The organism is Azohydromonas lata NBRC 102462, assembly GCF_001571085.1.
GTDB classification, from domain to species: Bacteria; Pseudomonadota; Gammaproteobacteria; order Burkholderiales; family Burkholderiaceae_C; genus Azohydromonas; species Azohydromonas lata.
This window is the reverse complement of the sequence record NZ_BCTC01000016.1, coordinates 1-24,337: the sequence shown is the minus strand read 5'-3', so window position 1 is coordinate 24,337 and position 24,337 is coordinate 1. Positions and strand designations below refer to the sequence as shown.

Genomic DNA, 24,337 nt, shown 5'->3' with positions numbered 1-24,337 from the left:
AGGCACTGCCCATATCCTGCAATCCGATTGTTTGGGCTACTAGTGCGTTTACTGAGCCTTACGTAGCAGGGTAGGCCTGGAAGTACTGGGCTGGCCCCAGCAATAGTCAACACAAAAAAAGCCGCTCGAAGGCGGCCGTGTAGCGTAGGCGGATTGGTTACCCGCCGCCCGCTTCAAACATCAAGCTCGTGGTGTGCGTTGCGCAGTGAAAGCGCGTCACAGGCGCCTTGCGAGCAACGTCCTTCCATCTCGGGCGACAGCAGGGTGAAGATGGCAGGCATCTCTGAATGCGGGTTACAGCGCCCAAGCCACTCTGCGATCCAGTTGGCCTCCTGGAGGTAGACGCAGGCTAGTTCTCCGTCGATTGGGTGCAGTACCTTGCCCATGGCTTCACAGCAAACAGCAGCCAAAGCGTCGCTGCCAAAGTAGTGCATGTTTCGCATAGTGGACGTCCTCAGCTTTAGGCGATAACGGGCGTATTCATGTCGGCTTCCTGTGGTTGCCCGAACCGGCACCAGGGGCGTGATCGGCCTGCCCCTGGCGCCTAGTGGCAGGTTCAGGCAGCGCTCAGATACCAGGTTAGGAACCGAATACGGTCCTCCACGCGCTTACCGGCTTCGTATGCCGCATCGCCTGCGGCGTACTCATACGCCGGGTCGTACTGCGGCAGCAGCAAGTCCAGTTCGTCCATCGCTGCCTTCCTCTCGGCCTCGGTCAAGACGCGGTGGACAGCAGGCGCGGGGCGCTGCGCCACGGCCTTGTTCAGGCCACGCTGGGCCTTGAACTCCTCGATGAAGACGGAGAACTGCGCATAGAACTGGCTCATGGTTTCTCACTTACCCCTCTTGCCGGGGGGTGCCGGTGCAGCGGTGCTGCAATGTCTTAACTATAGTCTTTAGGACTATATATTCAAGCACCGATGCGTATCGGTATGTAGTTGCCAAGTAAACTTTTTCTGGTCAGCCAGAATGCCGCTTTGTGCTGGAACCCGATGCAACCCGCAGCTCCTGCCATGCAACCACCCTCGCGTCCCAAGATCGACACGTCACGCCTGGACCGAGCACGCCCTGTTGTGGCTCTCACGGATCAGTGGTGCATCTACACCCGGCCGATTCCTGGCCATGAGATGCTGGGCACCGTGAGCATGGCTGCGCGGGGTGAAACCCACACCTTCGCGCTGGCGCGGCGTGAGCGTGACGGCGTGCTGTGTGCTGCAACTGATGGCGTTGCAACGCCGCTGAACCGACAAGACAAGGCACAGAAGGCGCTGGCCGCGGCTCAAGGCGCTACCGGTGACACTCCGGTTGGATAGCCTCGTGATCTGGATTTGATGCCGTAGTCTTATGGACTATATTTGCAGCATCAAACTGAGCCACAGAGGCCCCCATGCCATTGCCAGAACCCACTGCTGAGAACGTCGTGGCTTACCGCAAGAGCGCAGGCCTGTCCCAGTCCGAACTGTGCCGGCTACTCGGGGTCAAGAGCGTGCGCTGGCTGAGCAAGGTCGAGACGGCCTACGAGGGCGCGCAGATGTCGCAGCCGCTATTCGAGTTGATGCTGTTCAAGACCAACCAGCATCCCGACTTTGAGTGCGTTCCTCGGCAGACCACGCCGTGACGAAAGGGCGGGGCAGGGCGGGGCGGCGCTGATGGCTGACTACTCGCCGCGGCGCACGGTGGCCGGCAGTTCGTCCCAGCTCTCGACGTTGACAGCAATGGGCGGCAGCCAGCGCAGGCCAAAGCGCCGCTGGCCTTCGAGCGGTCCGCTCCAGAAGCCGTGCCAGTGCGCGCGTCGGATGTGGGGCTTCTGGCCGGGGTGGGTGCCGTCGCCGGGACCGCGCGTCTGCTGGGCTTGTTAGGCGCGGCGCAGGGCCGCCCCCAGCCTCACGCCCACGTCCCAGGCGGTCGGCTTCTCAGCCTGGAACAGGCGCGGGCCGCGCTTGGTCTTCTTCGGCTGTGGGTTGGCCGGGCGGCGAGTGCCGTCACCAATCTCGGCCGCCTGGCTGCACAGGTACAGCAGCAGCGACACCAGCGGCTCGACCACGGTCCGGACACCAGCGCCAGCCGCTGCGGATGCCGCCCGCGCGGCTTCGGTGCCGGTGGCTGCCAGCGTGCGTGCAATGGACTCCGACAGCGGCCAGGGTCCGAGCGGCAGCCCCAGCGGGTCCAACGCGCCATCGGCATCGAGCAGCAGCCGCAGCTCGGCCGCGCCGGTGTCGAGGGCGAAGTCCAGGTGTGCGAAGAAGCCGTGCAGCGTCTCGCCCCCGTACAGCAGCCCTGGCGTCTCGACGTACACGGCCCATTCGGGCAGCCGGAACAGGATTTCGTGAGGCAGGTCACCCGTTACCGGCGTGTCTGCGATGGCCTCGAACACGGCCGGGTCGAAGCGGTAGATGCCCTGCATCATCCGCCACGCCGACAGGGCCGCGAGCCGGTACAGGTCGAGCGCCTGCTGCTGCGACAGCTTCACATCGCGTCCGTCGGTCACGACGGGGTACATGGCCGGCAGCGGCAGGAAGCACCAGTCCGGCCAGTCGGGCAGGGCGCTTCCCTTGTCGGTGCGGAACTCGTCGCACACCTTCCAGGCGTGCGGGTAGCGCCGCCCCAGAGCGGTCACGATCTCGCGCGGGCGGCAGGTGCGGGCGTCGATGGCGTTGGCGGGTATGGAGTGAGCTTGATGTCCTGTGCCGGGCGAGCAGTCACCGGCATTGCGACTTCAATCTGGCCAGGTGCGCTAGCACTTGTTTACGCCCACCACTGTCAGACACGATGCCGAGGCATTCCTGAGCCAGGGGCACCGCCTCACGCTGCCTGCGCCAGCGCAAGCCGGATCTCGACGGCGTCGAACGGCACGAAGACCTTGTCGTCGCTGTCGCGCTCCATCAGGCCCAACTCGACCAGGCGCGCCACGTCCGAATGCACGTTCGAATAGTTGCGCTCGGCTGCCTTGGCCAAGGCGTAGACGGTGGACGCTCCCGTGCCGCGCAGCACGTTGAGCAACTCCAGCCGCGCCGGCGTCAGCTCCGAGAACAGCAGCCGCGCGGTCTCGAACGACAGGTGAAAGTCCGTCTCCTGGCCGCGGCGGGACTGTTCGAGCTGACGCGCCGCCGCACTGAAGATGGAGTTCCTGGGTGCTACCTCAATGATTGCCTTCATGATGGCCTCCAGTTGCGCACGTCGCGCTCGAAATCGGCCAGCAGCTGCTCCACCGTGGTGAAGCGGTAAGCCTCTTCCCGCTCGCCCAGGTGACGATGGTCGCCCTTGCCGCGCTCGTTGTCGTAGCGCACGCGGCACACCCCTGCGGCGCCGAAGTAAAGCCGGTACTTGAAGGTGTGCTGGCTGCACCTCTCGCAGCCGGTTCGTCCAAGCTCTCCACGTTGTCCGCGATGTGCGCCAGCGAAACCGTCACATGCCTTTTTCACCGGCTCTGTTCAGCTTGGCAGGCCAGACAAGGGGCAGTGAGTTGCTGGGCTTTCGATCTCGCCAAGCCCGTACCTCGCGATGAGCAAGGCGGCATCATTGCGGCATGTACAAGACCGACAACGACCTGCCCAAGGGTTGGGTGAAGCCCGTTGCCAAACCGACACCCGAAACCCTCCGGGCTCGCATTGCTGAGTTGCGCACCGAGCTGGCCGAGGCCGAAGGCCAACTGCGCGAGATGGAAGAGGGCGCCCGACTGGAGGCGCTGGTGAAGGTGCGCAATCTCATGCGGGCATTCGAGCTGACGCCGGCGGATCTTGGGCTGGTGCCAGCTCCGAAGCGCCGGGGGCGGCTCCGCAAGAACTCCGGCTGAAGAACGTCATGGCGCCGCCTCGAAAAGGTGGCGTGCTGAGTTCCCGGGATCAGCTCGCACCGGCACGCCGTCGTCCATTTCTTCAAAGCCTGTGCCCGCAGCCCGGACGGTGTGGTGCCGCGCGCATGGGCCGCGCTGGCGCGCCCCGCGCCGCGTCGTCCTCGCCACCGCGCTGCGCGGACCTCCGGTCCGCCCTGGAGCGCCAGCGCCTTTGCCCCGAAGCACGCCTGGCGTCAGAGAACGCTGATGCCCAGGCTCGAAACCAGGTCGAGGACTTCTCGCCGCAGCGCCGGTGATGAGCCGATACAGGTGTCCTCGACCACGGTGAACGGCGGCCTGGGCATCCGCTGTTCGACGAGCATCAGGCAGCGAGCCGAGTCGTTGCGGCGAGACGTGTAGCCGATGGCCGCGGCGCCGGGCCGCTGGATCAGGGCAGCCTCGGCCCATGGCCGGGTCAGGCCATAGTCCGCGGGGAGGCTGTCGATCAACTGGGCGCGGGTGAGGCCCAGGGCCGGCAGATCATGGCTGTGCAAGCTCACGTACTCGAACGGATCGGACAGCTGGATCCTGGCCAGGTACGACACGTCCAGCGCCGTCTTGTCGAAGAAGGCTGCGACCCCGAGAGGGATGTCGTGCAGCACGGATTCCAGGTACGCCCCCTCGCGGCTGCTGGCCACGTAGTAGGTGTGGGCCCAGCTGCCGTCGGCAAGCCTGATGGGGGCGAACCGCGTGCTTCCCCAGCCCTGGTTGAAGCTCAGCGCCGTGTTGGCCGCGTAGGGCGCCCTCTTGCTGTAGACGTGGTACCAGAAAGGCGCGTCCTCGCGCGTGAGTTGCCGCACGACGAACCGCTCGTCCACGCCCGGGGCGCGAGGGGGCGTGTACGTCATGCCACATAGCTCGAACTGCGCAGGCCGGCAGCTCGAACGACCGCCTCCTCGTCGTCCAGGAAATCCTTCGGCGCTTGCGGACGGTGCTCGGGATCGTCCTTGCGCACCAGCCAGCCGTTGGGGAAATGGAACCAGGCCACGAGCGTCCAGGGGTCCGCCACGGGTCCGAAGGCCTGGAGGATGGAGCGGATGACGGGCAGCGGCTGCATGGCGGCATCGAACTGGTAGGCGGGGTACAGGTCCATGCCGCGCGGGCTCGCGACCGAGAAGATCCGGCCGCGGCGCTTCCAGTCAGCCACCGCCCGGGCATGGCCGTCATTGGCCGCCTGGATCTCGGCGGCCGTGAACCACGGCGTCTGCTGCGTGAGCAGCTTGATGGTCTTGTTGCGCTCGATGCGCTCGCGCACCAGGTCGGCGGACGGCGTGGCCACGCCCACCAGCAACTGCGCCAGCCGATCCGCATCGGCCACGAGCTTGGGGCCGAGCACCTGCGCAGCCTTGCTCAGCGCCTCCTGGAGCGAGCTCAGGAGGTCCGGCGTCACCTCCTGGGGCAGGTCGATCATCGCCGGCTGCTCCTTGTTCGGAAGCGACAGTGCCTTGATGAAGTCCTCCGAGACCAGAGCCATGCGCATCACAACCCCCTTGATCGCCACATATGCCGCATCTTAACAACGTACGGCATTTGTGGCATACCTTGCTGTGACGTCTCTACGGCGGGGACCAGCAGCACTTGCAGGGGAGGGGGCTGACAGGTCGCGCAGCCCGGACCGACTTGTCGCACCCGGTAGATCGTTGGCCCGCTGCACCGGCCGCGAGGTTTCGGCCCTGCTGCCACGCTGGCCTGTGGACCGGTATGACCTACGGTGCGATTCCCGGTCGTGCGCGGCAGGGCTGGATTGCTGCGGCACGCTCACTTGGGCGTGCGCCGCGACCAGAGCGCGCGTCTGGTCGGGGCTGCAAGTCCTTGTCGCCACAGGCAGCTGGCGCCAAGCCTGCTTAGGGATGGAAATCAACCGCCAAAAACCGCCCTCAGATTAGCGCCCTTATCCGTGGACAAAAAAGCTTGGGCTGGCGCCTGAACGCGTCTTACACGCTTGGCTGTGGCGGGGTAGGCGACGCCCACACGGCCCCCGCGAACCACGACCTGCCGTACCCAAAGGTAAGAGACCTACTGCAACCCTGCTACAAAGGCTCTCGCACCGGTTGCTGCGAAGATGGACGCCGTAGTCGTTGGGCTGACTGCGTTTCATCGATCGGCCTTTTTCAAAGCCCCCGGGTCCGCAAGGCTCGGGGCTTTTTTTGCGCCGGCGGCGTGCACGGTTGAGGACAACGGCCCTGCAGGTCAAGGAGACGGGAGCGCCTTTGCCACGTCCGAGCACTGACGCGGCATGGTCGGGCGGGTTGGTTCCGGATTTGCTGAAGAGCTGCCATGGGCGAGAGGGGCAACCCCAAAGGATTCGTGCCATGAAAGCCATCAGACGGAACGAACGAGAGATATGGAGCGAAGGCTTCGCTCATGGTCAAGCGCTTTCGGAAGTAGCTGGAGTCTGCCTATACCCGCACGGCTCGGTCGAAGCCGATGCCTGGCTGGATGGCTGGTACCAGGGCGCTCTCAAGACAGACGGCCTCAGCTACCGGGATGGCCCGGTCACAGAACCTGACACCAATCTGGTCTGGCGCAACGAGTCCTGGCACTAGGCCACCTTGCCTGAGCTGGCTGGCGTTATGGCGCTGCGCATGTTCATTCGCGGCCACTGTCCCTCTTTGCTCGATGGCTTCAGGGCGTGCCCGTCCTCGACACGCTCCTTGAGGACAGGCCCTGCGACGCCGGTAGCCATCAACGCCCTCACCAAGGCCGGGAACCCGGCAAGTTTGTGCTCGTTACACTCGTGCCCGACCTTTGAGGAAGCTGGTTCCGTAGGTCTTCGGTTGTTGTCCCTACGGAGCAGGTGAATGCCGCGCAGGTTCAGTGTGCGTTCCTGGCTGGTTCTCCTGGCGATGTCGGTGCTGCTGCCCACGCTGCTGGCAGCGGTGGCGAGCATCGCGTACTTCTATCGCCAGGAGAGGCAGTCGTTCGAAGAGCGGGTGCTGGAAACAGCCCGGGCCATGTCCATGGTGGTGGACCGCGAGCTCGCACGGCGCGAGGCGATGGTCAAGACGCTGGCCAAGTCGCCCACGCTGGTGCAGGACGATCTGGAGGCCTTCCACCGCTACGCGCGGGAAGTCGCCCCGCAGCCCGACATGGTGGTGGTGCTCAGCGACCTCTCGGGCCAGCAACTGCTCAATACCCGGCGAACCTTCGGCGAGGCACCTTTGCCGCGCACGGTCTTCTCCGAGTTGCGCCGGCAAGCGGACCCGACGGCCACGCTGGTGTCGGACCTGTACTTCGCGCCCTTTGGCCGGCAGTACAGCTTCGCGGTGGAGGTGCCCGTCGTCATCAAGGGGCAGCTGCGCTACTACTTGTCCGTGGGTGGCTATGCCAGCTACCTGCAGCAGTTGCTCAAGGAGCAGCGGTTGCCGGCCAGCTGGATCGGCTCCGTCTTTGACCGCAACGGTTTCATCGTGGCCCGGACCATCAACCCGGAGAAGCTGGTGGGCAAGCAGGCGACGGCCGACATGCTCCAACAGCTCGCGGCCCGCCAGGAGGGCAGCTTCGAAACTGTGAGCGTCGATGGGCGAGCCGTCACGACAGCCTTCAGCAAGGGCAGCAACTATGGCTGGGGCTTTGCGATCGGTGTTCCCCGTGCAGAAGTCGCGTCATGGTCTGCGCAGGCACTGGCATGGTTTGCTTCGGTGGCCGCGTTGCTGGCGGTGGGTGCCGTCATCAGTGCCCTGTGGGTGGGTCGGGCGCTCATGCGGCCTGTCGTGGCGCTCAAGCAGGCCGCCCAGGCGCTGGGACAAGGCAGTGCCGTGGCCTTCAGTCCCACGGGCGTGATCGAGATCGACGAGACCGGTGCCGCCATGTCCGACGCCGCAGCGTCCATCCGTAACGCCCACGCGTTGACGCAGCGCCGCATCAACGAGGCGCTGGAGCAGGCGCAGCAGGCGCACAAGGCCATGGTCCAGGGCCAGCGCCTGGAGGCCGTCGCGCACCTCACCGGTGGCGTGGCCCACGACTTCAACAACCTGCTGATGGTCATCGGCACCAACGCGCACATCCTGCGCCACAAGGGAGTGCCGCCTGCGCTAGAGCCCTGCCTGTCGAGGATCGAGCGCTCGGTGTCGGCCGGCACCAAGCTCACCCGCCAGTTGCTGACCTTCTCGCGCCGCCAGCCGATGCGCCCGGAAATCATCGACCTGCGCGAGCAGCTCGCCGCGCTCACGGAGCTGATGCGCTCGGCCCTGCACAGCCGGATCGAGCTCAAGAGCGAGATCGAGTCGGCACGGCTGCACATCGAGGTTGATCCGAACGAGTTGGAGCTCGCGCTGGTCAACCTGGCGGTCAACGCCCGGGATGCGATGCCCGATGGCGGCGTGCTGCACCTCACCGCAGGCCGCGCGAATGCCAACGAGGTGAGCGGCTCGGATGCCGGCCACGCGGTCCTGGAGGTCCGTGATACCGGGGTCGGCATTGCGCCTGACGTGGTCGACAAGGTGTTCGAGCCGTTCTTCACCACCAAGCCGGTGGGCCACGGCACGGGCCTGGGCCTGAGCCAGGTCTACGGGCTGTGTGCGCAGTCGGGAGGAACCGCCACGATCGAGAGCGAACTGGGCCGCGGGACCACGGTCCGCTTGTACTTCCCCTTGTCCCGCAAGCCGTTGTCGGCCGCCGGACCCCACGGCGATGCGACCGGCATCACGTCCATCGACGCTCGCGTGCTGCTCGTGGAGGACAACGAGGACCTGGCCCAGGCCGCGGCCGACGTCCTGGTGGCCGCGGGCTGCCGGGTGGAGCAGGCCAGGACGGCCGACGATGCCGTGAAGGCGCTGGAGGGCAGGGGGCCCTTTGACGTCGTTCTCAGCGACATCCGCATGCCCGGGTCCATGGACGGCATTGCTCTGGCCCACAGAATCGCCCAGAGCGGCAGCTCGACAGGCGTCATCCTGATGACCGGGTTCACCGAAGAGCTACAGAAGGCCAAGGACCTGGGCTTGCTGGTGCTGCCCAAGCCGTGTCCGGCTGAAGACCTTCTGGCGCGGGTCAAGGCAGTGGCCTCAAAGGCAGCTGGCTCGCGTACCAATAACAACTGATCCCATGCGCTCCATATCACCGCGGGAACTCTCGGCAGCCACGGGGCTGTCGCAGCAGCAGCTTGGCAAGCTTCAGGCGCTGGCAGCGGGCTTCCTGTCGCGGCGCTGGTATGAGTTCACCGGCCAATCGCCCGAAAACGCACTGGGCTTTGGCTGGCTCAATGCCGTCCACCCTGACGACCGCCCGACTGCGGATGCCAGCTTCCGCACCCTCCGGCCCGGCGCGGGGCCTTCGAGCTGGACTACCGTGTACGCAGTGCCGACGGCCGATGGCGCTGGTGCATCGACATGGGCGTGCCGCGCATAGGCGAGGACGGCGCCTTCCTGGGCCATGTCGGCAACGTCATCGACATCACCGAGCGCAAGCTCGCCGAGATCACCAACGCGGACCTGACCCGGGCGCTGCAGGGGGTGGACCAGCGCAAGAACCAGTTCCTCGCCACGCTGGCGCACGAGCTGCGCAACCCGCTCACGCCATTGCGCGCCGGGCTTCACATCGTGCGCACCGCGCCAGGCTCCGAGGCCGCCGGGAAGGTGCTGCAGGTGATGGAGCGCCAGGTCGAACACCTGGTGCGGCTTATCGACGGCCTCATGGACGTCTCGCGCATCGTGCGCCAGCGGCTGGAGCTGCGCCGCAAGCGCCTGGATCTGCGCACCGGCGGCGACGCGGCCGCCGAGGCCCATGCCGGCGTCTTCGAGCCGCGGGGGCAGACGCTGAGCGTGAGCCCCGCGCCACAGCCCTTGTGGGCCGAGGCCGACGACGTGCGTACCGCCCAGGTCGTGAGCAACCTGCTGGTCAACGCATCGAAGTACTCGCCTCCAGGGTCCGAGGTGCGGCTGTCGCTGCAGTGCGCAGCCGGCAGCGCCCTTATCGAGGTCAGGGACGACGGAATCGGCATTGCGCCGCAGCACCTAAAGGCCGTTTTTGACATGTTTGCCTCGCTCGACCAGCAAGGCGGCCGCGTCCAGAGCGGGTTGGGCATCGGGCTGGCGCTCACGTGGCGTCTGGTGGAAATGCACGGTGGCCGCGTCTGGGCCGAAAGCGCGGGGCAGGACCAGGGCTCGAGCTTTTTTATAGATCTGCCGCTGGCGCAGTCGCCGGATGCCGTCCCCGGCCCGGGAGCAAAGGACGGCAGCACGTCGTCGGCACGGCCACGGCGTGTCCTGATCACCGACGCCAACGGCGGTGCAGCGCAGACCCTGGCCGCGGTACTGACCATGGCCGGGCACGAAGTGCGCACCGCCAGCGACGGCGAGGGTGCCCTGCTGGCGGCGGCCTCCTTTCTTCCGGAAGTCGTTGTGCAGGACATCGGCATGCCAGGTCTGAGCGGCTACGACGTCGCGCGCCGCCTGCGCCAGGAGCCGTGGCTGTCCACGGCGTACCTGGTGGCGCTCACCGGGAGGAACAGTAGCGCGCCCTGGAAGCAGGCTTCGATGTCCACGTCACCAAGCCGGCCAGCGCCGAGCACATCGAGCATCTGATTGCGGCGGCGGCGAACCGCAACGTTGCATCCTGAGCACTTCACTCTGCCCGGGTGTCGACCGACGCAGTGCCTGGCAAAGGCGCTGCTGCTGGTCAGCGGTGGCTGGGTGTTTGCTCGGCCCTCGGTAACTGCACCGGCTCACCCTGTCCTTTCCCCGGGGGACTGTCGGCTGGCCCCGGTACTGCAGGATCCAAGGATCCGACACATTGCAGTTCATAAAGGCTTGCCCATGGCTGCGCGCGAGGCAGGCGTTTTCTGGAAAGGCGCACTGCCCGCTGCAGTGGCTGGGACGCCGGGCCAATGGCGACAGTTGCGCTGTGCATCAGCGACACCGTGCGGGCCTCAGGCCCTAGGCCGGCGGCCCTTGTCGCTGGAGATCTTTGGAGTAGCAGCATGCCGGACACCCTGGGTCCCTGCATCGGTAACCGCTTCTCTGGCCGCTACAGGACAGTGTTCAAGCCGCACCTGTGCGAGCGTCTGGCACTGGCGTCCTGCCGCAACACGGCGCTGGGACACCTCACCACTGAACCGGCTGGGCGGCTGTCGTTCGTGCCGAACTACATCCTGGCGCCGCGTGCCCTTGCCGCCTCCCCCGCCACACCGACGCCCGCTTTCCTGCCCGGCACCCGCGTGCGCGTGACGGCCTCGGTGGCGCAGCTGATGCAGCAGGAGCTCTGCCGGCTCGATGCCTGTGAAGCCGAGACCGTGGCCGGCCGCGAGGGCCTGGTCGAGGAACACTCGGTGTGCCGCGAGCTGGGGCTGGTGGCGGTGGTTCTGGACGGCTTGCGCTGGGCGTTCATGCCCCAATACCTGACGCAGTCCGGGCCTGCTGAAGACGGTGCTGTCGAGCGCATCGATACGCTCCGGGTCGGCCGCTAGGGTGATGGGGTGCTTTTTTGTTCCAGGCCACTTGCTGATGGGTCCTGGCCGTCAACCGAGCACTGCGACCGGTGCCATGTCCGGCACGCTGACCGTACAAAGGGGCCGATGTCCGCTGCGTGGGGCCAGTGCCGTTCGGTGTCCGATGGGCGGTGTACCGATCTCCAGCAGTGACTTGGCTGGCACAGGGAAACCGCGCAAGGCAGATGCCTGAAAGCCACGTGCCGCGGTGCCGATCTGGCCAGGCACGGCTGCAAGCGGCCGATGTCAACCGACCTGACCACGCCTTCATTGGTTGGGCGCTTCGCGGCCATACCATTGATGCAATGACCAAGCCCAAAGCGACGATCTCGGTACACGGGTCCGGCGTGGCGCCACCCGCAATGCTGGCACCCACCATGCGCGAGCTGCTCAGCGACGGGCACGACGAGCTCTTCCGACGCTTCATGGACAGCGTCCACGACTACGCCATGTTCCTGCTGACGCCCGAAGGGTTGGTCGCCTCCTGGAACGCGGGCGCCGAGCGCATCAAGGGCTACCGCACCGACAAGATCATCGGCCGGCATTTTTCCGTCTTCTACCCGCAGGAGGCGCTTGACCGTGACGTGCCCGCGCAGGCGCTTCGCACGGCCGTGCAGCAAGGGCAGTGGCGGGACGAGGGCTGGCGGCTGCGCAAGGACGGCAGCCGCTTCTGGGCCAGCGTGCTGATCTCCCCGCTGCTGGGCCCCAACGGCGAGGTGCTGGGCTTTTCCAAGGTCACGCGCGACATGACGCAAAGGCGCGAGAGCGAACAGCGCCTGGTGGAGAGCGAGCGCAACCTGCGGCTGCTGGTGGAGACGGTCCAGGACTACGCCATCTTCTCGCTGGACTGCCACGGCGTCATCACCAGCTGGAACCGCGGCGCACAGCGCATCAAGGGCTATACGGCCCAGGAGGCTGTCGGCAGGCATTTTTCGATGTTCTACGAGCCGCCGGATGTGGCGCGCGGCTGGCCGCAGGAGGAACTGGTGCGCGCCACGGAGCTGGGCCGGTTCGAGGATGAGGGCTGGCGAGTGCGCAAGGATGGCAGTCGATTCTGGGCCAACGTCGTCATCACCGCCATCAAGGACGAGCACGGCCGGCTGCTGGGCTTCTCGAAGGTCACCCGCGACCTGACCGAGCGGCGCCGCCACGAGGAGCAGCTGCGCGAGCGCGAGGAGAGCCTGCGCCTGCTGGTCGAGGGAGTCCGGGACCATGCCATGTTCCTGCTCGATGGCCAGGGGCGGATCAAGGCATGGAACGCGGGAGGCGAGCGCCTGCTGGGCTATGACAGCTCCCAGGTCCTGGAGCGCGACGTCTCGATGTTCTACCCCCAGGAGGATCGACTGTCTGGCAAGCCCGAGGCCGAGCTCGCATCGGCCCGGAGCGCTGGGTACCTGATGGTCGAGGGCTGGCGCCAGCGCGCGGATGGCACCACGTTCTGGGCCGAGGTCACGACGACCCGCCTGGACGGCGATGGTGACAAGCCGCGAGGATTCATCCGCATTGTCCGCGACTTGACCGAGCGTCGCCGCGCCGAGGCGCTGGAGATGGAGGGACGGCGCTTGAGCGAGTTCATTGCCGTGCTCTCGCACGAGCTGCGCAACCCTCTGGCGCCGATTCGCAACGCGGTGGCGATCTTGGACCGGTTCACCAGCGAGCCGCAGGCCCGCTGGTGCCTGGACCTGCTGGGGCGACAGATCGCTCACATGAGCCGCCTCGTGGATGACTTGCTCGACGTCAGCCGCATCACCAGCGGCAAGATCCGCCTGGAACCCGTTTCGCTGGAGCTCAACACGCTGGTGCGCATGGCCGTCGACGCGGCCAGCGCGATGGTCAAGCAGCGTGGACACGCACTGACCGTACGGCTGGCGCCAGTGCCGATCCAGATCATGGGCGACACCACGCGGCTGACGCAGGTCGTGGCCAACTTGCTCACCAATGCCGCCAAGTACACGCCGCCGCCAGGGCGCATCGACGTCAGCGTCAGCAACGATGCAGACATCGCCACGCTGCAGGTGTGCGACAACGGCATCGGCATGAGCGAATCCCTGCTGCAGCGGGCTTTCAAGCCTTTCGTGCAGGGTGTGCGCGCGCTTGACCGGGCCGAAGGCGGCCTGGGTGTGGGCTTGGCGCTGGTCAAGAGCATCGTCGAGCTCCATGGAGGCAGCGTCAGCGCAGCGAGCCCCGGCATTGGCAAGGGGTCCACCATCACGATCACCTTGCCAGTTCAAAAGCAAACAGCCACACCAGCTGCAATCGCTACGCAAACCATCGTGCCAAGCCTGCAGCGCGTGCTGGTCGTTGACGACCAGCACGATGCCGCTGAAAGCATGGCCATGCTGCTGCGCATGTCAGGCCACGACGTGCAGGTCGCACAAGACGGACCCATGGCGCTTGGCATGGCGGCGGCTTTGCGGCCCGATTTCGTCTTGCTCGACATCGCACTTCGCGCAATGGATGGCTATGAGCTGGCACGCCGCATCCGGGAGTTGCCGGAGCTCGGCGCTGTGCGACTCATTGCCGTAACCGGGCACGGCCAGGAGGCGGACCGCCAGGCGGCCGCGGCCGCAGGCTTCCACGGGTTCATCACCAAACCGGTCGATCCGGAGGAACTGGCATGCCTGTTGACTTCACGGCCCGCTGAACCGTCTGGCGGCTGATGCAGGGCACCTGGGCCAGCAAGCCGGCGACAGCAGAGCGCATCTCCCGAGCCAAGGCTGGGACACGGCTCTCGATACTGTCCACCGCCGCCACCGAAATTGCGGCTTCTCGGTGACGGCGGTGGGCTGCCTCCAGCGGCGTCTTGCGCGAGGGCATTCGCGCTGCGCTCTTCCCCTTGCCCCTCAGGCCTGCGCAATGTGCGCCGCCCCACCGACCATTGCAAGAACACCGGGGGAAATCACCTATCGGGTCGTCTGCTGCAGCCGCTGCCATTGGACGAGTTCACCAGGGCGACGGCCCCGTCAGTGCACCATCAAGCGGCGCAGGGTCGGCACGGGAGCTTCAGCGTTCTGCTGTACACCAGCATGGCTTGTGAGGATGGATAGCACCCGGCCCTGTGGTCACTACCGCTGGCGGAATGTCTCGTACTTCAGCCACCAAGCGCGCCACAGGCGCTGTCTTGCGGGCCTTGGCTCGCTGCCAATCAAGCCTTGCGGATGGCTCCGGTAGGGCAGCCCCTCTCGCTTGAGCATGCCCTGCGTCCAGCCGTCCTCCCAGGCATCGGCCAGAAGCGAGTGATAGGGAAACGGACAGCGGCAGCTCTGTAGCTGTTGGCCGGCTTCGAATCCCGCGCGCCAGATCGCCTCTGTCGCATCTTCCATGGCGTAGCCCCTTTGCCCGAGGGCGGGCAAACCCCGGGCCTGCCGGGAAATCGGAACCGTTCCCTGGCTGCTGCAGAAGCGCCACCGATGGCGTGGCGAGGCAGTCACGGCGGCAGGGCTCGCGTGCCCGGACCACTGCCGTGCAGCAACCGCCTCGCCGAACCGGGCTCCAGGCCGGCTCCGGGCCTCACACGGGATGTTCCCGGGAGTCCGCCGGCTTTTGGCTTGCCCAGCGGCCGGGCATGGATGAATTGACCCAATTGCATGCGCAGCGCCAGCGGCTGCAAGGTGAGCTCGCCGCCATCGAGCAAACGATTCGGGAGCCCCTGCCTGGTGTGGGCGAAGCACAGTTCAAGCAGATGACGGCCACCCTGAAGAGCCACTTCGCGCGGCTCCGTGTGGTGGAGACCAAGCCGGGCGAGATCCAGGAGAGTGCTCCATGACGAAGGCCGGGAAAGAATCCGACGCGCTCTGGCACGAAGGCTTCGAGGCAGGCCAGATCCTCAACGGTCTCAACCCGTACCCGGATGGCTCCAGGGATGCCGACGCGTGGGATGCGGGCTGGGCCGAAGGCGTGCTCAAACGCATTGGCGAGGACTACGCCGACGACCCTGCGCCGAGCGGGTGGCACAAGTTGCTGCAGCGACTGGCGGGGCATTAGGCATCAGAACCGGTTGACCTGCGTGCTGGGTCCACCCCGGGCTTCGTGCAGCCTCAAGTTACTGCCCTACGCGGATCGGACAACTTGCTGTTCACCGTCCTGAGCTGCCGCAGCAGCACCTCCACACGCTCCAGCAGGTCAACAGGTGCGGCGCCATTGCGTTGCCAGCAGCCCTGAATGGCGAGCTCCAACGTCAGGAGTTGGCTCTCCAGGGCGTCACGCTCCACCCGCAACTCGTCATGCTGCTCCATGTTCGAAGATTCTGGCCGTCAGAGGCGTCAGAGCCCAGCCGGGATGAGCGCCAAGGGCCCCCGGGCAGAACCGTGTCGGTTGGCAGCGCGGCCAGCAGCGGATGGAACCCGAGCCATCGCCGCCTCGTAACGTCCTGACTTTGAGGCCGCAACCAGGCGCGGCATGTCCGAGTCCTGGGAAGGCTTGCCCAGCTAGCCGTACCCGTTCCAGGAACAGCTCTCGTCCATGCCACGACGCAACACCGGTAATCACCGGCGCGCGCGCTGGCGGCATCACTGCCGGTGGATCTGACCTGTTATGCCGGTGCTGTTATGCCGGTGCCTGCTCGAGCCGCCACGGTGAGGCGCCATCGAGCCGCCGGTTGACGCGAGGGTCGCATGACAACTCAACGACTTGGTGCTCGGACAGTGGCACAGGGATTTCTCAGCCGGACGCCGGAAGGCGCCTCCATCCGACGTCCACGCCAGCACCACGGAACACGGCCCCGGCAAGCGCTGCGCTGCCGGCAGAAAACGGCCCGCGCGAAGGCGGGCCGGAAACGGGACGGAAAAAGGAGGGAGGAGGGGAGGGAGCTGTCCGTCCCGGGAGTCCGGAGGAGCACAACCACTGACTCACCGCCACAAGGGTGGCGCAATGCCGTGTTTGAGCACACCCTGGTCAGCGCGCAAGACGCTTCCGGCTTATCCCAGCCAGGCCCGGGTTTCTCCTTGGTCCTCATCAGCGAGCGCCACCAGCAACGGCACAGCGAAACCGGGTCATCCTCCCGCACAGATGATCCTGGAAAGGCAGCAGCCGCCCTGGGCGTCGTCTTCACCAGAAGCCGTCACTTGGTGCGTAGCTGACTGGTGAAAGCGGTGCTTGCTTGGCGGCTGCATTGCCATCGGCGGCACCGCCATGGAAAGACTGCATCCATGGGGCCACGAAGGGCGAGCCCCTTGCTTGCCACACAAAACTCCAGTGCGCCTGCTCGGCTATGGCAAGGACCTCCATGGATGACGAAGACAAGGAAGATCTCGCGGCAGGGATCGACTCGCTGCGCGCCAGCATTGCCGGCCTCACCGTGGCCATCGGCGCGCTCATCCAGACGCACCCCAGGCACGCTCAAATGCAGCTCGCCATGACGGCCTTGCTGGAGCAGCAGCTCGGCTCGGGCGCGTTGTCGGCTGTGCTCAACGAGCGGCAGCGGGAGCAGGTGCGGGATCTGGTGGAGTGGCTGGGCTCGATTCGCGCGCAGAAGTCTTGATTGCTCGGGATCAACCTCCCGGTGCCAGCCACAAGGCTGTGTCGCCGTGAGTGGCTCGATCGGGTCGAGTAGCACCAGTGGGTGTCCACTGACTTCAGCTCCGTCATGGCGGCGGCAATCCCAGCGGCAAGGTCACGCCGAAAGTACTGTCCTTGCCGAGTTCGCTTCGCAGCTCCAGTTGCCCGCTCATCATGTCCACCAACCGCCTTGCGATGGACGAACCCAGCCCGGTGCCGCCAAAGCGGCGCACGGTGTAGCTCTCGGCCTGAGTGAACGGTTCAAAGAAGCGCGATTGGGCCTCGAGCTCGATGCCAATGCCAGTGTTTCGATCGCCCAGCGCTGGGCTCGGAGCCAGTCCGTCAACATGGTCAAGAACGACAGCGCAGGACCGCCGACTGCGGCGGCCCGGCGGGCGTTGGGCACCACTGCATGACGGCTGCGCAGCAGGCATGCATCACGGCCCGCTTGTGCCAGGAGCCGCGGACGGCAGAAAGTGTTCCAGGAGCGCCGTCAGCTGCGCCATGTCGAACGGCTTGACCAGCACGTCGTCCATGCCGGCTGCCTTGCAGCGATGGCGGTCTTCGGCCAGCGCACTGGCCGTGAGCGCGACGATGGGCGTGCGCGGCAATCCCCGCTCGGCTTCCAACGCGCGGATGCGCACAGTCGCTTCCAGACCGTCCATGACAGGCATGTGCATGTCCATCAGGACGATATCCGGGGCACCCTGCGCATAGGCCTTGAAGGCTGCATCGCCGTCCGGGGCAGGATGTACCTGCAGCCCAAGCTGCTCCAGCATCATGCACGCCAGTTGCATGTTGACCTCGTTGTCTTCGGCCACGAGGACGGCCTTGCCTGCCAGCGCGGCCGCCGACGTACCAGGAGTTGGCGGTGCATGCGCCACAGCTGGCGCTGCCAGGGCGGCCGATGGCAGCGTCAGCAGCACCCAGAATTCCGCGCCCTGTCCAGGTTCGCTGTTCACGCCCACCTCGCCGCCATGCAGCTGCGCCAGGTGCCTGACGATGGACAGGCCCAGTCCCGAGCCGCCGAAGCGCCGCGTGGTGGAACCATCAGCCTGGATGAACGGTTCGAAGATCCGCGCCTGTTGCTCGGCGCTGAGCCCGATGCCGCTGTCGCGCACCACAAAGCGCCAGTGCTCGCCTGCCTCGTGCACCAGGCGCAGATCTACGCCGCCTGTGGACGTGAACTTCACGGCGTTGGACAGCAAGTTGTTGAGGATCTGGGCCAGCCGCAGTGGATCGCCCAGCACGGGCGCAGGTGCTTGCTGCGGCAGATGCAGCCGCAGCGCCAGGCCCTTGTGCGCCGCGGCGGGCTGGAACAGCGCGACGGCCTCCGCAGCGATGGCGGCCAAGTCCACGGGCACCTGTTCGAGCTTGAGCTGACCGGCCTCGATGCGCGAGAAATCCAGGATGTCGTCGATCAGGCCCAGCAGCAGCCGACCCGAATGCACGATCAACTGGGCCTGCTGGCGCTGCCCTGCCGGCAGCCGCGCCTCGGCCAGCGTCCGGGCCATGCCCAGCATCCCGTGCAAGGGTGTGCGGATCTCGTGGCTCATGTTGGCCAGGAAACTGCTCTTGGCGCGGCTGGCCGCCTCGGCGTCCTGTGTGCGTTGCCTGAGCGCCTCTTCAAGCCGCTTGCGCTCGGTGAGGTTCACGGCCACGTACACCAAGCCGTGCATGGTGGCGTCGCCATCGCGCAGCACCCGCACGTCCACCAGCACGGGCACGCGCACCCCGTCGCTGCGCACCAGATGCCACTCGGCATGGTCGGCATCGTGCAGATGCGACATGAAGACCTCGGTGTCCCGCACGCGGTGGCCAACCTGGGCCTGCCGGGCCAGGAAGCGCTCACGCAGCTCGTGAGGGTCAAAGAGCAGCCCGGTCGCCTTCTTGCCAAGCACCTCTTGCTCCAGGCGCCCGGTGAGCTGCTCTGCCGCCGGATTGAACAGCACGATCCGATCCTCGGCATCGGTGGCGACGATGGCGCTGCCGGCTGCGGCCAGGATCGCCCTTTCGCGCTCGGCCAGCGCGTGCAGCTCGGCCGTGCGCTGCTGCACCTGCTGCTCCAGCGTGGCGTTGAGCGCCAGGATCTGGGCCTGTGCGGCACGTTGCGAGCGGATGTCGCGCATCGTGGTGGCGACGCTGGTGACGCGTCCATGCCGGTCGCGGATCGGCGCCATGGAAACCGCCACGTCCAGCGCGTGGCCCGAGCGGTCCAGGCGCACGGTGTCGAAAGCCGGCACGTCCTGACCCTCGCCAAGCCGCTCCAGCATTTGCCGATGCTCCCGCTGGCGCTCGGCGGGCACCGTGAGTGCCGAAAGGCTGCGCCCCAGCACCTCTTGCGGTGCCCAGCCCAGCAGCCGCTGCGCGCCAGCATTCCAGCTCGACACCTCATCGCCGAGCGTGTGGACGATGATGGCGTCGTGTGCGCTGTCCACCACCGCTGCGCGGCTGGCCCGCTCTTCGTAGGCGAGCTGCCTGCTGGTGACCACCAGAGCACCCGCGTGCGTGAGCAGCGCCAGCAGTGCAGACAACAGGAGCCCGGCCACCACGACATCCGCAGGGCGGTGGAGGTTCAATTGCTCGGTGAAGGAGGGCAGTGCCTGCACCTCCACCAGCCAGCGGCGCCCGTACAGCTCCAGTGGCGCCTGCTGCGTCAACCCCGCCGGTCCAGCTGCGTGCCATGTCGCCGAAGCGAAAAGCCGTACCGCCCGATCTGCCTGCGTGATGTCCGAAAGGGCCAAGGCCAGATGGCCACTGGGCTCGATGAAGTCGTACAGCACCTCGTGCGTGAAGAGGGCGCCGACGGCCCAGCCGATGGTTTCGTCGTCGCGTTGTGATGGCGGTGGCGGGTCGAGAGTGCGGTAGATCGGCAACATCAGCAGGAAGCCGTACTCGCGGCCCTGAATGACGGGGGTCACCTGCAATGGCGCGCTCAGCGCCGTAGTGGCGCCGTGCATTGCCGCCAGCGCGACTTCGTGTCTAGCGGGCTCGGACGCCATGTCGACCCCCAGCGCGCCTGCGTTGCCCTCCAGCGGCTCCACCAGTTGCAGCACGAAGCGTTCACCGGCATGCGGGGTAATGGGCTTGATGCGGAAGTCCGGATTGCCGTCAGCGCGCACGGCTTGCACGAAAGCCGCCTCCTGCGCGGCAGGCACGCGGCGCACGAACCCGAAAGCGCGAATGCCGGGGTACAGGCGCTGGAAATCGCGTGATGCCAGCGCCCGGTGGAAGGCCTCGCGGGTAACCTGGTCGGGGCCGACTCCCAGCACGACCGAGCGCGCCCCGCGCACGCCGCGCTCGTAGAGCAGCATGCGCTGACGCAGTTGCTCGGCCGCTTCTCGCGCCGCAGCACGCAGCTCGGACTGCAGTAGTGCGTCGTTCCTCTCCTGCTGCCACCAGGCGGCGCCCCATGCGGCAGCCAGTCCTGCCAGGAACACCACCGCGGGCCAGCGCAGCAGACCCAACCTGAGCCGCACTTCCAAGACAAAGCCGAAAAAAGGGGCGCGCCCCGGGAAGCGCAGCATGCCAGGGTTGCTGGTCGGCACAAGCGCTGAGGAGTGACTGATTCAACGTGCCTGCAAGCCGGTCAGGCGCAGCTTGGGCGGCGGTATTCAGGGGAAAGCCAAGCGCAAGCTCTCCAGAGTTGGGACCCCGGCACGCAGGCTCGATGCGGAGCACGAAAGCCCGGTCCTGCGCCTGCGGCGCAGGGTCTGCCCGAGCCACCAACGATCAAAACGGCGAGCCCGGCCGCTTGAGCGCATCCAGCGCTACGCGCAGGCTGTAGCCCGAGACGCGCTCGCCGGCATCGGCACGCTGCACCATCTGTGCAGCCCAAGCCCGCTCCCGGCCGGCAATGGGCGCCACCGGGCGCAGGTACTTGCGCCGAATCTCAGCCGCCCGCTGAGGTTCTTTCGGCTCAGGGGTAGCCCGGAATGCTGGTGCTGGTGTTGGCGTTCGTTAATTCCGCTAGCCGCGCCCAATAACGGTACTTTGTTGAAGCAGGCATGTCGATTGCTGTAAGCGGTTTGGGAGGTCATTGCCATGACTGCTCCACGCCCATGCCCACCGGCGCCTGGCCCTCTTGAAGACTACGTCAAGAGGTTCGATGAGCTGTTCCACACGTTGGCCCAGCGACGCAGCTTCCGGGCGTACCTCACTGGACTGCTGCTGCCGCACGACCGCAACAAGACACTCACGGCGCTGGCCGGTGCCGAGCCCGTGGTGCAGGCCCAGGCTGCAGCAGTACAGCGACTGCAGTTTTTCCTGAGCGAGGCTGATTGGGATGTCGAAGCCATCAATGCGCAGCGCCTGGCGTTGATGGCCGAGCAGCCGATGCTCGCCCCGGCGGCAGCCTCAAGGCGTGTCGCGTCGTGGCTGCGACCCTGGTGGACGACGCCCGCACGGACGAGACCAAGCAGCCACTGCACCTCAAGAGCCAGCACCCTGTGGGTTTCCACAACGGGCTTACCGCCCATGACGGGCAAGATGGCCGACGTAGGCTGCGGCAGCGCGGCTACGCTTCATTGATTGACTTTGCGCACAGGCCCCGGATCCGCAAGGACCGGGGCTTCTTTTCTAGGAAGGCAAAACTTGCTGCGGCCAGGCGGGCCCAATAACACCAGCTGTGCTGAAGATGCGCTACCAATACAAGAACTGGCGTGCCGTAGTGACGCGGGGCGGCACGCCGGGACTGCGGCAGCGCATACGGCGCTGCGAGAACTCGCGGTGCGAGCGCTACCACCGCAGTTTTCTCTTATCCTAAATATCGTTGCGAATGCATCTGTTTTGAGGATTGCCCTTAGAACGTTCGCACTTTCAGCAACTGCGGTCCTATTGCCAGTAACTGCGATCTTCGACACCGATCACGATGGCCGGTCAGTGGGTGTTGCCCCAAGACGTGAACTTGACCGCTGCGGCAGTGCTCAACCCATACGCGACCATGGCTGCCGCCACGAGCCAGAAGAATCCGCTTGCCGTTGATCCGTTGGCACTCAGCAGGGCTCCAATACCCGCCACCAGCACCAGTCGCACCGTGCTTGCCAACACCGGGCCCAGTACCCGGCCTGCTCCCTGAGACGCGAAGTACAGCGTCAAACCCAGCCCGAACAGCGGGAACGCCGGGCCGGCAATCCGAAGATACTGCCTCGCATGCTCAAGTACGGCCTCATCCTGGCTAAAAGCTCCGGCCCATAGATCCGGTGCGAGGAAGACGACGGCTCCGATCAACGCCAAGTTGAAGGCCGACACACCGCCGGCAGTCCATGCCACCTGCCTGGCACGCGCCACGTTGCCTGCGCCCATGGCCATGCCCACCATCGGCACGGAAGCTACACCGATGCCGAAGGCGATCGGCATGAGGAGAAATTCGAGCCGCTGTCCGATGCCGTAGCCGGCGAGCTGCAGTACCCCGAGCCGTGCTACCAGCCCGGTGAAGATCAGCACCGCAAGGACCGACTGCAGCGGTGACAGGCAGGCGATGGCGCCGACCTTGAGAATGTCGAAAAACATGTCGGCTTGCAGTGCGATGCCCCGCAGGTGTAGCGTCAAGCGTCCTCGCCCGCTCAACAAGTACCACGCAAGGAATGTCGCGCCGGCAGCGGTTGCCAACACATGCCCTGACGCGATGCCAACCAGACCGAACGAGGGCAGCGGCCCGAGGCCCAATCCCAACACGCCGCCGAGCACGATCTGCAGGGCCGCCATGCCAAAGATTGCGCCCGAAGGAACGCGCATGTCGCCCGTGCCGCGCAGGATTGACGCCAGCGTGTTGGCCAGCCACAGCAGCAGTGCCCCACCAAACATCACCGTCGCATAGTCCACTGCTTCGTGCAGCACTGCGCCACGCCCGCCAAGCAGATGGAGCAGCGCGGGGCCAAAGAGCAGGAACACCAGCGAGTAGAGAAGTCCAGCACCGGCGCCGACGATCACTGCATGTTTGGCCACTGCCTGGGCGCGTAATGCGTCGGACGCCCCCAGCGCGCGGCTGAGCGCGGACGACACACCGCCGCCCATGGCACCGGACGACATCATTTGCGTCAGCATGACAAACGGGAATACCAATGTCATCGCAGCCAGCGGTGTGGTGCCCAGGCGGCCGACGTACCAGGTCTCCGCGATTCCGACCAGCACTGTCATCACCATCGCGAGCACGTTGGGCAGTGCCAGGCGCAGCAGCGTTGGCAAGATTGGTCCATCCTGCAGTCGCCGGCTCTCGGAGCCCACGGGCATCATCAGGGCTGGCGTCGACGTCCGGGCTCGGTCACACCCGCTCGATGATCACTGCGATGCCCTGGCCAACGCCGATGCACATCGTGCACAGCGCATAGCGTCCACCGGAGGCATGCAGCCGGTTGACTGCCGTGGTGGCCAACCGTGCGCCGCTTGCCCCGAGCGGATGGCCCAGCGCAATGGCACCGCCCCATGCATTGACGCGCTCGTCGTCGTCCTTCAACCCCAGCAGGCGCAGTACGGCCAAGCCCTGGGCGGCGAAGGCCTCGTTGAGCTCGATCACGTCCATGTGCTCCAGTGTCAAGCCGGTCTGGGCCAGCACCTTCTGAGTCGCAGGGGCCGGGCCGATGCCCATCACGCGCGGCGCCACGCCGGCCGTGGCCATGCCCACGACACGCGCCCTGGGCGTCAGTCCGTGCTTCGCCGCCGCGGTTTCGTCGGCCAACAGCAGCGCGCAGGCGCCGTCGTTGACGCCGGAGGCGTTGCCCGCCGTGACCGTGCCGTCCGGTCGCACCACGCCCCTGAGCCTGGCCAGTGCTTCCAGGCTGGTCTGCCGTGGGTGTTCGTCCCGGCTCACGACCAGCGCCTCTCCCTTCTTCTGCGCGATCGTCACGGGCGTGATCTCGCGCGCGAAGTGGCCGGCTTCCTGCGCCGCAACGGCCTTGAGCTGGCTGGCCAGCGCCATGCGGTCCTGGTCCTCCCGGTTGATCCCATACTCGGTGGCAACGTTCTCGGCCGTCTCGGGCATCGAGTCGATGCCGTACTGCGTCTTCATCAAGGGGTTGACGAAGCGCCAGCCGATGGTCGTGTCGTAGACCGTGTTGCTGCGGCTGAAGGCGCTCTCGGCCTTGGGCATCACGAAGGGGGCGCGGGTCATGCTCTCCACGCCGCCGGCGATCATCAGGCTGGCCTCGCCGGACTTGATGGCACGCGCCGCGGTGCCCACCGCATCCAGGCTGGAACCACACAGCCGGTTGATCGTCATGCCGGGCACCTCCTGCGGCAGCCCGGCCAGCAGGCTGGCCATGCGCGCGACGTTGCGGTTGTCCTCGCCGGCCTGGTTGGCGCAGCCATAGAGGACATCCGCCACCGCCTGCCAGTCGACCTGCGGGTTGCGTGCCATCAGGGCCTTGAGAGGAATGGCGCCGAGATCGTCGGCGCGCACGCTGGAAAGCGCGCCGCCGTAACGGCCGATGGGGGTGCGGATGGCATCGCAGATGAAGGCGTGCGCCATGGTGTCGTCTCCTGTGATCGGGGAAATGGGTGATGCAGTCGGCTGCAGGCTGCCTGGCCCATGCCGACGGGCTCACATGCCGGCGTAGTTGGGGCCGCCGCCGCCTTCGGGCGTGACCCAGA

24 protein-coding genes and 2 pseudogenes are annotated in these 24,337 nt (G+C 66.4%); 12 read left to right on the top strand and 14 right to left on the bottom strand.

The genetic code is table 11. From position 1 onward, the window contains the following. Positions 1 to 173: 173 nt before the first annotated feature. Together ALA01S_RS32655 and ALA01S_RS08210 are read right to left on the bottom strand one after the other, a co-directional pair. Complete coding sequence (locus ALA01S_RS32655; RefSeq protein WP_157118825.1) at positions 174 to 443, bottom strand: hypothetical protein; 270 nt, start codon at positions 441 to 443, stop codon at positions 174 to 176. 113 nt (positions 444 to 556) lie between these two features. After that, positions 557 to 826, bottom strand: coding sequence for a hypothetical protein (locus tag ALA01S_RS08210; protein ID WP_066334578.1), 270 nt, complete (start codon positions 824 to 826; stop codon positions 557 to 559). Between the two features lie 560 nt (positions 827 to 1,386). Here ALA01S_RS08210 and ALA01S_RS08205 point away from each other — a divergent pair. Then, positions 1,387 to 1,617, top strand: a complete 231-nt coding sequence (locus tag ALA01S_RS08205; RefSeq protein WP_157118824.1) for a helix-turn-helix domain-containing protein — start codon at positions 1,387 to 1,389, stop codon at positions 1,615 to 1,617. 39 nt (positions 1,618 to 1,656) lie between these two features. On the opposite strand, the pseudogene ALA01S_RS08200 reads toward ALA01S_RS08205, so the two are convergent. From ALA01S_RS08200 to ALA01S_RS35175, 3 genes and pseudogenes are all read right to left on the bottom strand, one after another. Next, a pseudogene (locus tag ALA01S_RS08200) lies at positions 1,657 to 2,403 on the bottom strand (AcrVA2 family anti-CRISPR protein). A gap of 398 nt (positions 2,404 to 2,801) precedes the next feature. Then, on the bottom strand, positions 2,802 to 3,155 hold the full coding sequence (locus tag ALA01S_RS08195; protein WP_066334575.1) for an HVO_A0114 family putative DNA-binding protein: 354 nt from the start codon (positions 3,153 to 3,155) through the stop codon (positions 2,802 to 2,804). Then, positions 3,152 to 3,421 (bottom strand): toxin-antitoxin system TumE family protein, encoded by a 270-nt coding sequence (locus ALA01S_RS35175; RefSeq protein ID WP_259375510.1) that lies wholly within the window; start codon positions 3,419 to 3,421, stop codon positions 3,152 to 3,154. The genes ALA01S_RS08195 and ALA01S_RS35175 overlap by 4 nt, the downstream gene beginning before the upstream one ends. 104 nt (positions 3,422 to 3,525) lie before the next feature. Between ALA01S_RS35175 and ALA01S_RS08190 the strand changes: the two genes are divergently transcribed. Then, the gene (locus ALA01S_RS08190) at positions 3,526 to 3,792 is read left to right on the top strand and encodes a hypothetical protein (RefSeq protein WP_066334572.1); all 267 of its coding nucleotides are present in this window, start codon (positions 3,526 to 3,528) and stop codon (positions 3,790 to 3,792) included. 233 nt (positions 3,793 to 4,025) lie between these two features. Here the strand turns inward: ALA01S_RS08190 and ALA01S_RS08185 are convergent, their stop codons facing one another. Next, complete coding sequence (locus tag ALA01S_RS08185) at positions 4,026 to 4,679, bottom strand: RES family NAD+ phosphorylase (RefSeq protein ID WP_066334570.1); 654 nt, start codon at positions 4,677 to 4,679, stop codon at positions 4,026 to 4,028. Continuing rightward, complete coding sequence (locus ALA01S_RS08180) at positions 4,676 to 5,305, bottom strand: hypothetical protein (protein WP_157118822.1); 630 nt, start codon at positions 5,303 to 5,305, stop codon at positions 4,676 to 4,678. The genes ALA01S_RS08185 and ALA01S_RS08180 overlap by 4 nt, the downstream gene beginning before the upstream one ends. Positions 5,306 to 6,143: 838 nt before the next feature. On the opposite strand from ALA01S_RS08180, the gene ALA01S_RS32650 reads away from it, so the two are divergent. From ALA01S_RS32650 to ALA01S_RS08160, 6 genes are all read left to right on the top strand, one after another. Further along, entirely contained in the window at positions 6,144 to 6,377 is a 234-nt protein-coding gene (locus ALA01S_RS32650; RefSeq protein WP_157118821.1) for a hypothetical protein, read from the top strand. Between the two features lie 255 nt (positions 6,378 to 6,632). Next, positions 6,633 to 8,870 (top strand): ATP-binding protein, encoded by a 2,238-nt coding sequence (locus ALA01S_RS08175; protein ID WP_084267335.1) that lies wholly within the window; start codon positions 6,633 to 6,635, stop codon positions 8,868 to 8,870. Between the two features lie 4 nt (positions 8,871 to 8,874). Continuing rightward, positions 8,875 to 9,177 (top strand): PAS domain-containing protein, encoded by a 303-nt coding sequence (locus ALA01S_RS35445; RefSeq protein ID WP_084267334.1) that lies wholly within the window; start codon positions 8,875 to 8,877, stop codon positions 9,175 to 9,177. Continuing rightward, on the top strand, positions 9,159 to 10,352 hold the full coding sequence (locus ALA01S_RS08170; RefSeq protein ID WP_066334561.1) for a hybrid sensor histidine kinase/response regulator: 1,194 nt from the start codon (positions 9,159 to 9,161) through the stop codon (positions 10,350 to 10,352). The genes ALA01S_RS35445 and ALA01S_RS08170 overlap by 19 nt, the downstream gene beginning before the upstream one ends. A gap of 395 nt (positions 10,353 to 10,747) precedes the next feature. Continuing rightward, positions 10,748 to 11,233, top strand: a complete 486-nt coding sequence (locus tag ALA01S_RS08165) for a hypothetical protein (RefSeq protein WP_157118820.1) — start codon at positions 10,748 to 10,750, stop codon at positions 11,231 to 11,233. A gap of 383 nt (positions 11,234 to 11,616) precedes the next feature. Next, entirely contained in the window at positions 11,617 to 13,914 is a 2,298-nt protein-coding gene (locus ALA01S_RS08160; RefSeq protein WP_066334555.1) for a hybrid sensor histidine kinase/response regulator, read from the top strand. Between the two features lie 405 nt (positions 13,915 to 14,319). Here the strand turns inward: ALA01S_RS08160 and ALA01S_RS08155 are convergent, their stop codons facing one another. Continuing rightward, positions 14,320 to 14,577 carry a ribosome modulation factor gene (locus ALA01S_RS08155; RefSeq protein ID WP_157118819.1) on the bottom strand — a complete coding sequence of 86 codons (258 nt, stop codon included), beginning with the start codon at positions 14,575 to 14,577 and terminating at the stop codon, positions 14,320 to 14,322. Positions 14,578 to 14,819: 242 nt separating this feature from the next. On the opposite strand from ALA01S_RS08155, the gene ALA01S_RS08150 reads away from it, so the two are divergent. After that, the gene (locus ALA01S_RS08150) at positions 14,820 to 15,020 is read left to right on the top strand and encodes a hypothetical protein (RefSeq protein ID WP_157118818.1); all 201 of its coding nucleotides are present in this window, start codon (positions 14,820 to 14,822) and stop codon (positions 15,018 to 15,020) included. Next, on the top strand, positions 15,017 to 15,238 hold the full coding sequence (locus ALA01S_RS08145) for a hypothetical protein (RefSeq protein WP_066334549.1): 222 nt from the start codon (positions 15,017 to 15,019) through the stop codon (positions 15,236 to 15,238). Before ALA01S_RS08150 ends, ALA01S_RS08145 begins: the two co-directional genes overlap by 4 nt. A 53-nt stretch (positions 15,239 to 15,291) precedes the next feature. Here ALA01S_RS08145 and ALA01S_RS08140 read toward each other — a convergent pair whose 3' ends face one another. Further along, the gene (locus tag ALA01S_RS08140; RefSeq protein WP_066334544.1) at positions 15,292 to 15,489 is read right to left on the bottom strand and encodes a hypothetical protein; all 198 of its coding nucleotides are present in this window, start codon (positions 15,487 to 15,489) and stop codon (positions 15,292 to 15,294) included. Between the two features lie 989 nt (positions 15,490 to 16,478). Between ALA01S_RS08140 and ALA01S_RS08135 the strand changes: the two genes are divergently transcribed. Beyond that, the gene (locus tag ALA01S_RS08135; protein ID WP_066334541.1) at positions 16,479 to 16,733 is read left to right on the top strand and encodes a hypothetical protein; all 255 of its coding nucleotides are present in this window, start codon (positions 16,479 to 16,481) and stop codon (positions 16,731 to 16,733) included. Positions 16,734 to 16,836: 103 nt separating this feature from the next. Here the strand turns inward: ALA01S_RS08135 and ALA01S_RS31580 are convergent, their stop codons facing one another. From ALA01S_RS31580 to ALA01S_RS35170, 3 genes are all read right to left on the bottom strand, one after another. Next, positions 16,837 to 17,184, bottom strand: coding sequence for an ATP-binding protein (locus tag ALA01S_RS31580; protein WP_084267332.1), 348 nt, complete (start codon positions 17,182 to 17,184; stop codon positions 16,837 to 16,839). Between the two features lie 3 nt (positions 17,185 to 17,187). Further along, the gene (locus ALA01S_RS08130; RefSeq protein WP_066334538.1) at positions 17,188 to 20,277 is read right to left on the bottom strand and encodes a CHASE domain-containing protein; all 3,090 of its coding nucleotides are present in this window, start codon (positions 20,275 to 20,277) and stop codon (positions 17,188 to 17,190) included. A 205-nt stretch (positions 20,278 to 20,482) separates the two neighbouring features. Beyond that, positions 20,483 to 20,617 (bottom strand): hypothetical protein, encoded by a 135-nt coding sequence (locus ALA01S_RS35170; protein WP_259375509.1) that lies wholly within the window; start codon positions 20,615 to 20,617, stop codon positions 20,483 to 20,485. A 177-nt stretch (positions 20,618 to 20,794) separates the two neighbouring features. Here ALA01S_RS35170 and ALA01S_RS35540 point away from each other — a divergent pair. Then, positions 20,795 to 21,094 (top strand): annotated as a pseudogene (locus ALA01S_RS35540) (transposase); the annotation flags it as partial. A 534-nt stretch (positions 21,095 to 21,628) separates the two neighbouring features. On the opposite strand, the gene ALA01S_RS08120 reads toward ALA01S_RS35540, so the two are convergent. Continuing rightward, entirely contained in the window at positions 21,629 to 22,936 is a 1,308-nt protein-coding gene (locus tag ALA01S_RS08120) for an MATE family efflux transporter (protein WP_238455730.1), read from the bottom strand. 76 nt (positions 22,937 to 23,012) lie between these two features. Continuing rightward, positions 23,013 to 24,215: a 3-oxoadipyl-CoA thiolase gene (gene pcaF, locus ALA01S_RS08115; protein ID WP_066334529.1), complete on the bottom strand. Its 1,203-nt coding sequence runs from the start codon at positions 24,213 to 24,215 to the stop codon at positions 23,013 to 23,015. Positions 24,216 to 24,337 lie beyond the last annotated feature (122 nt).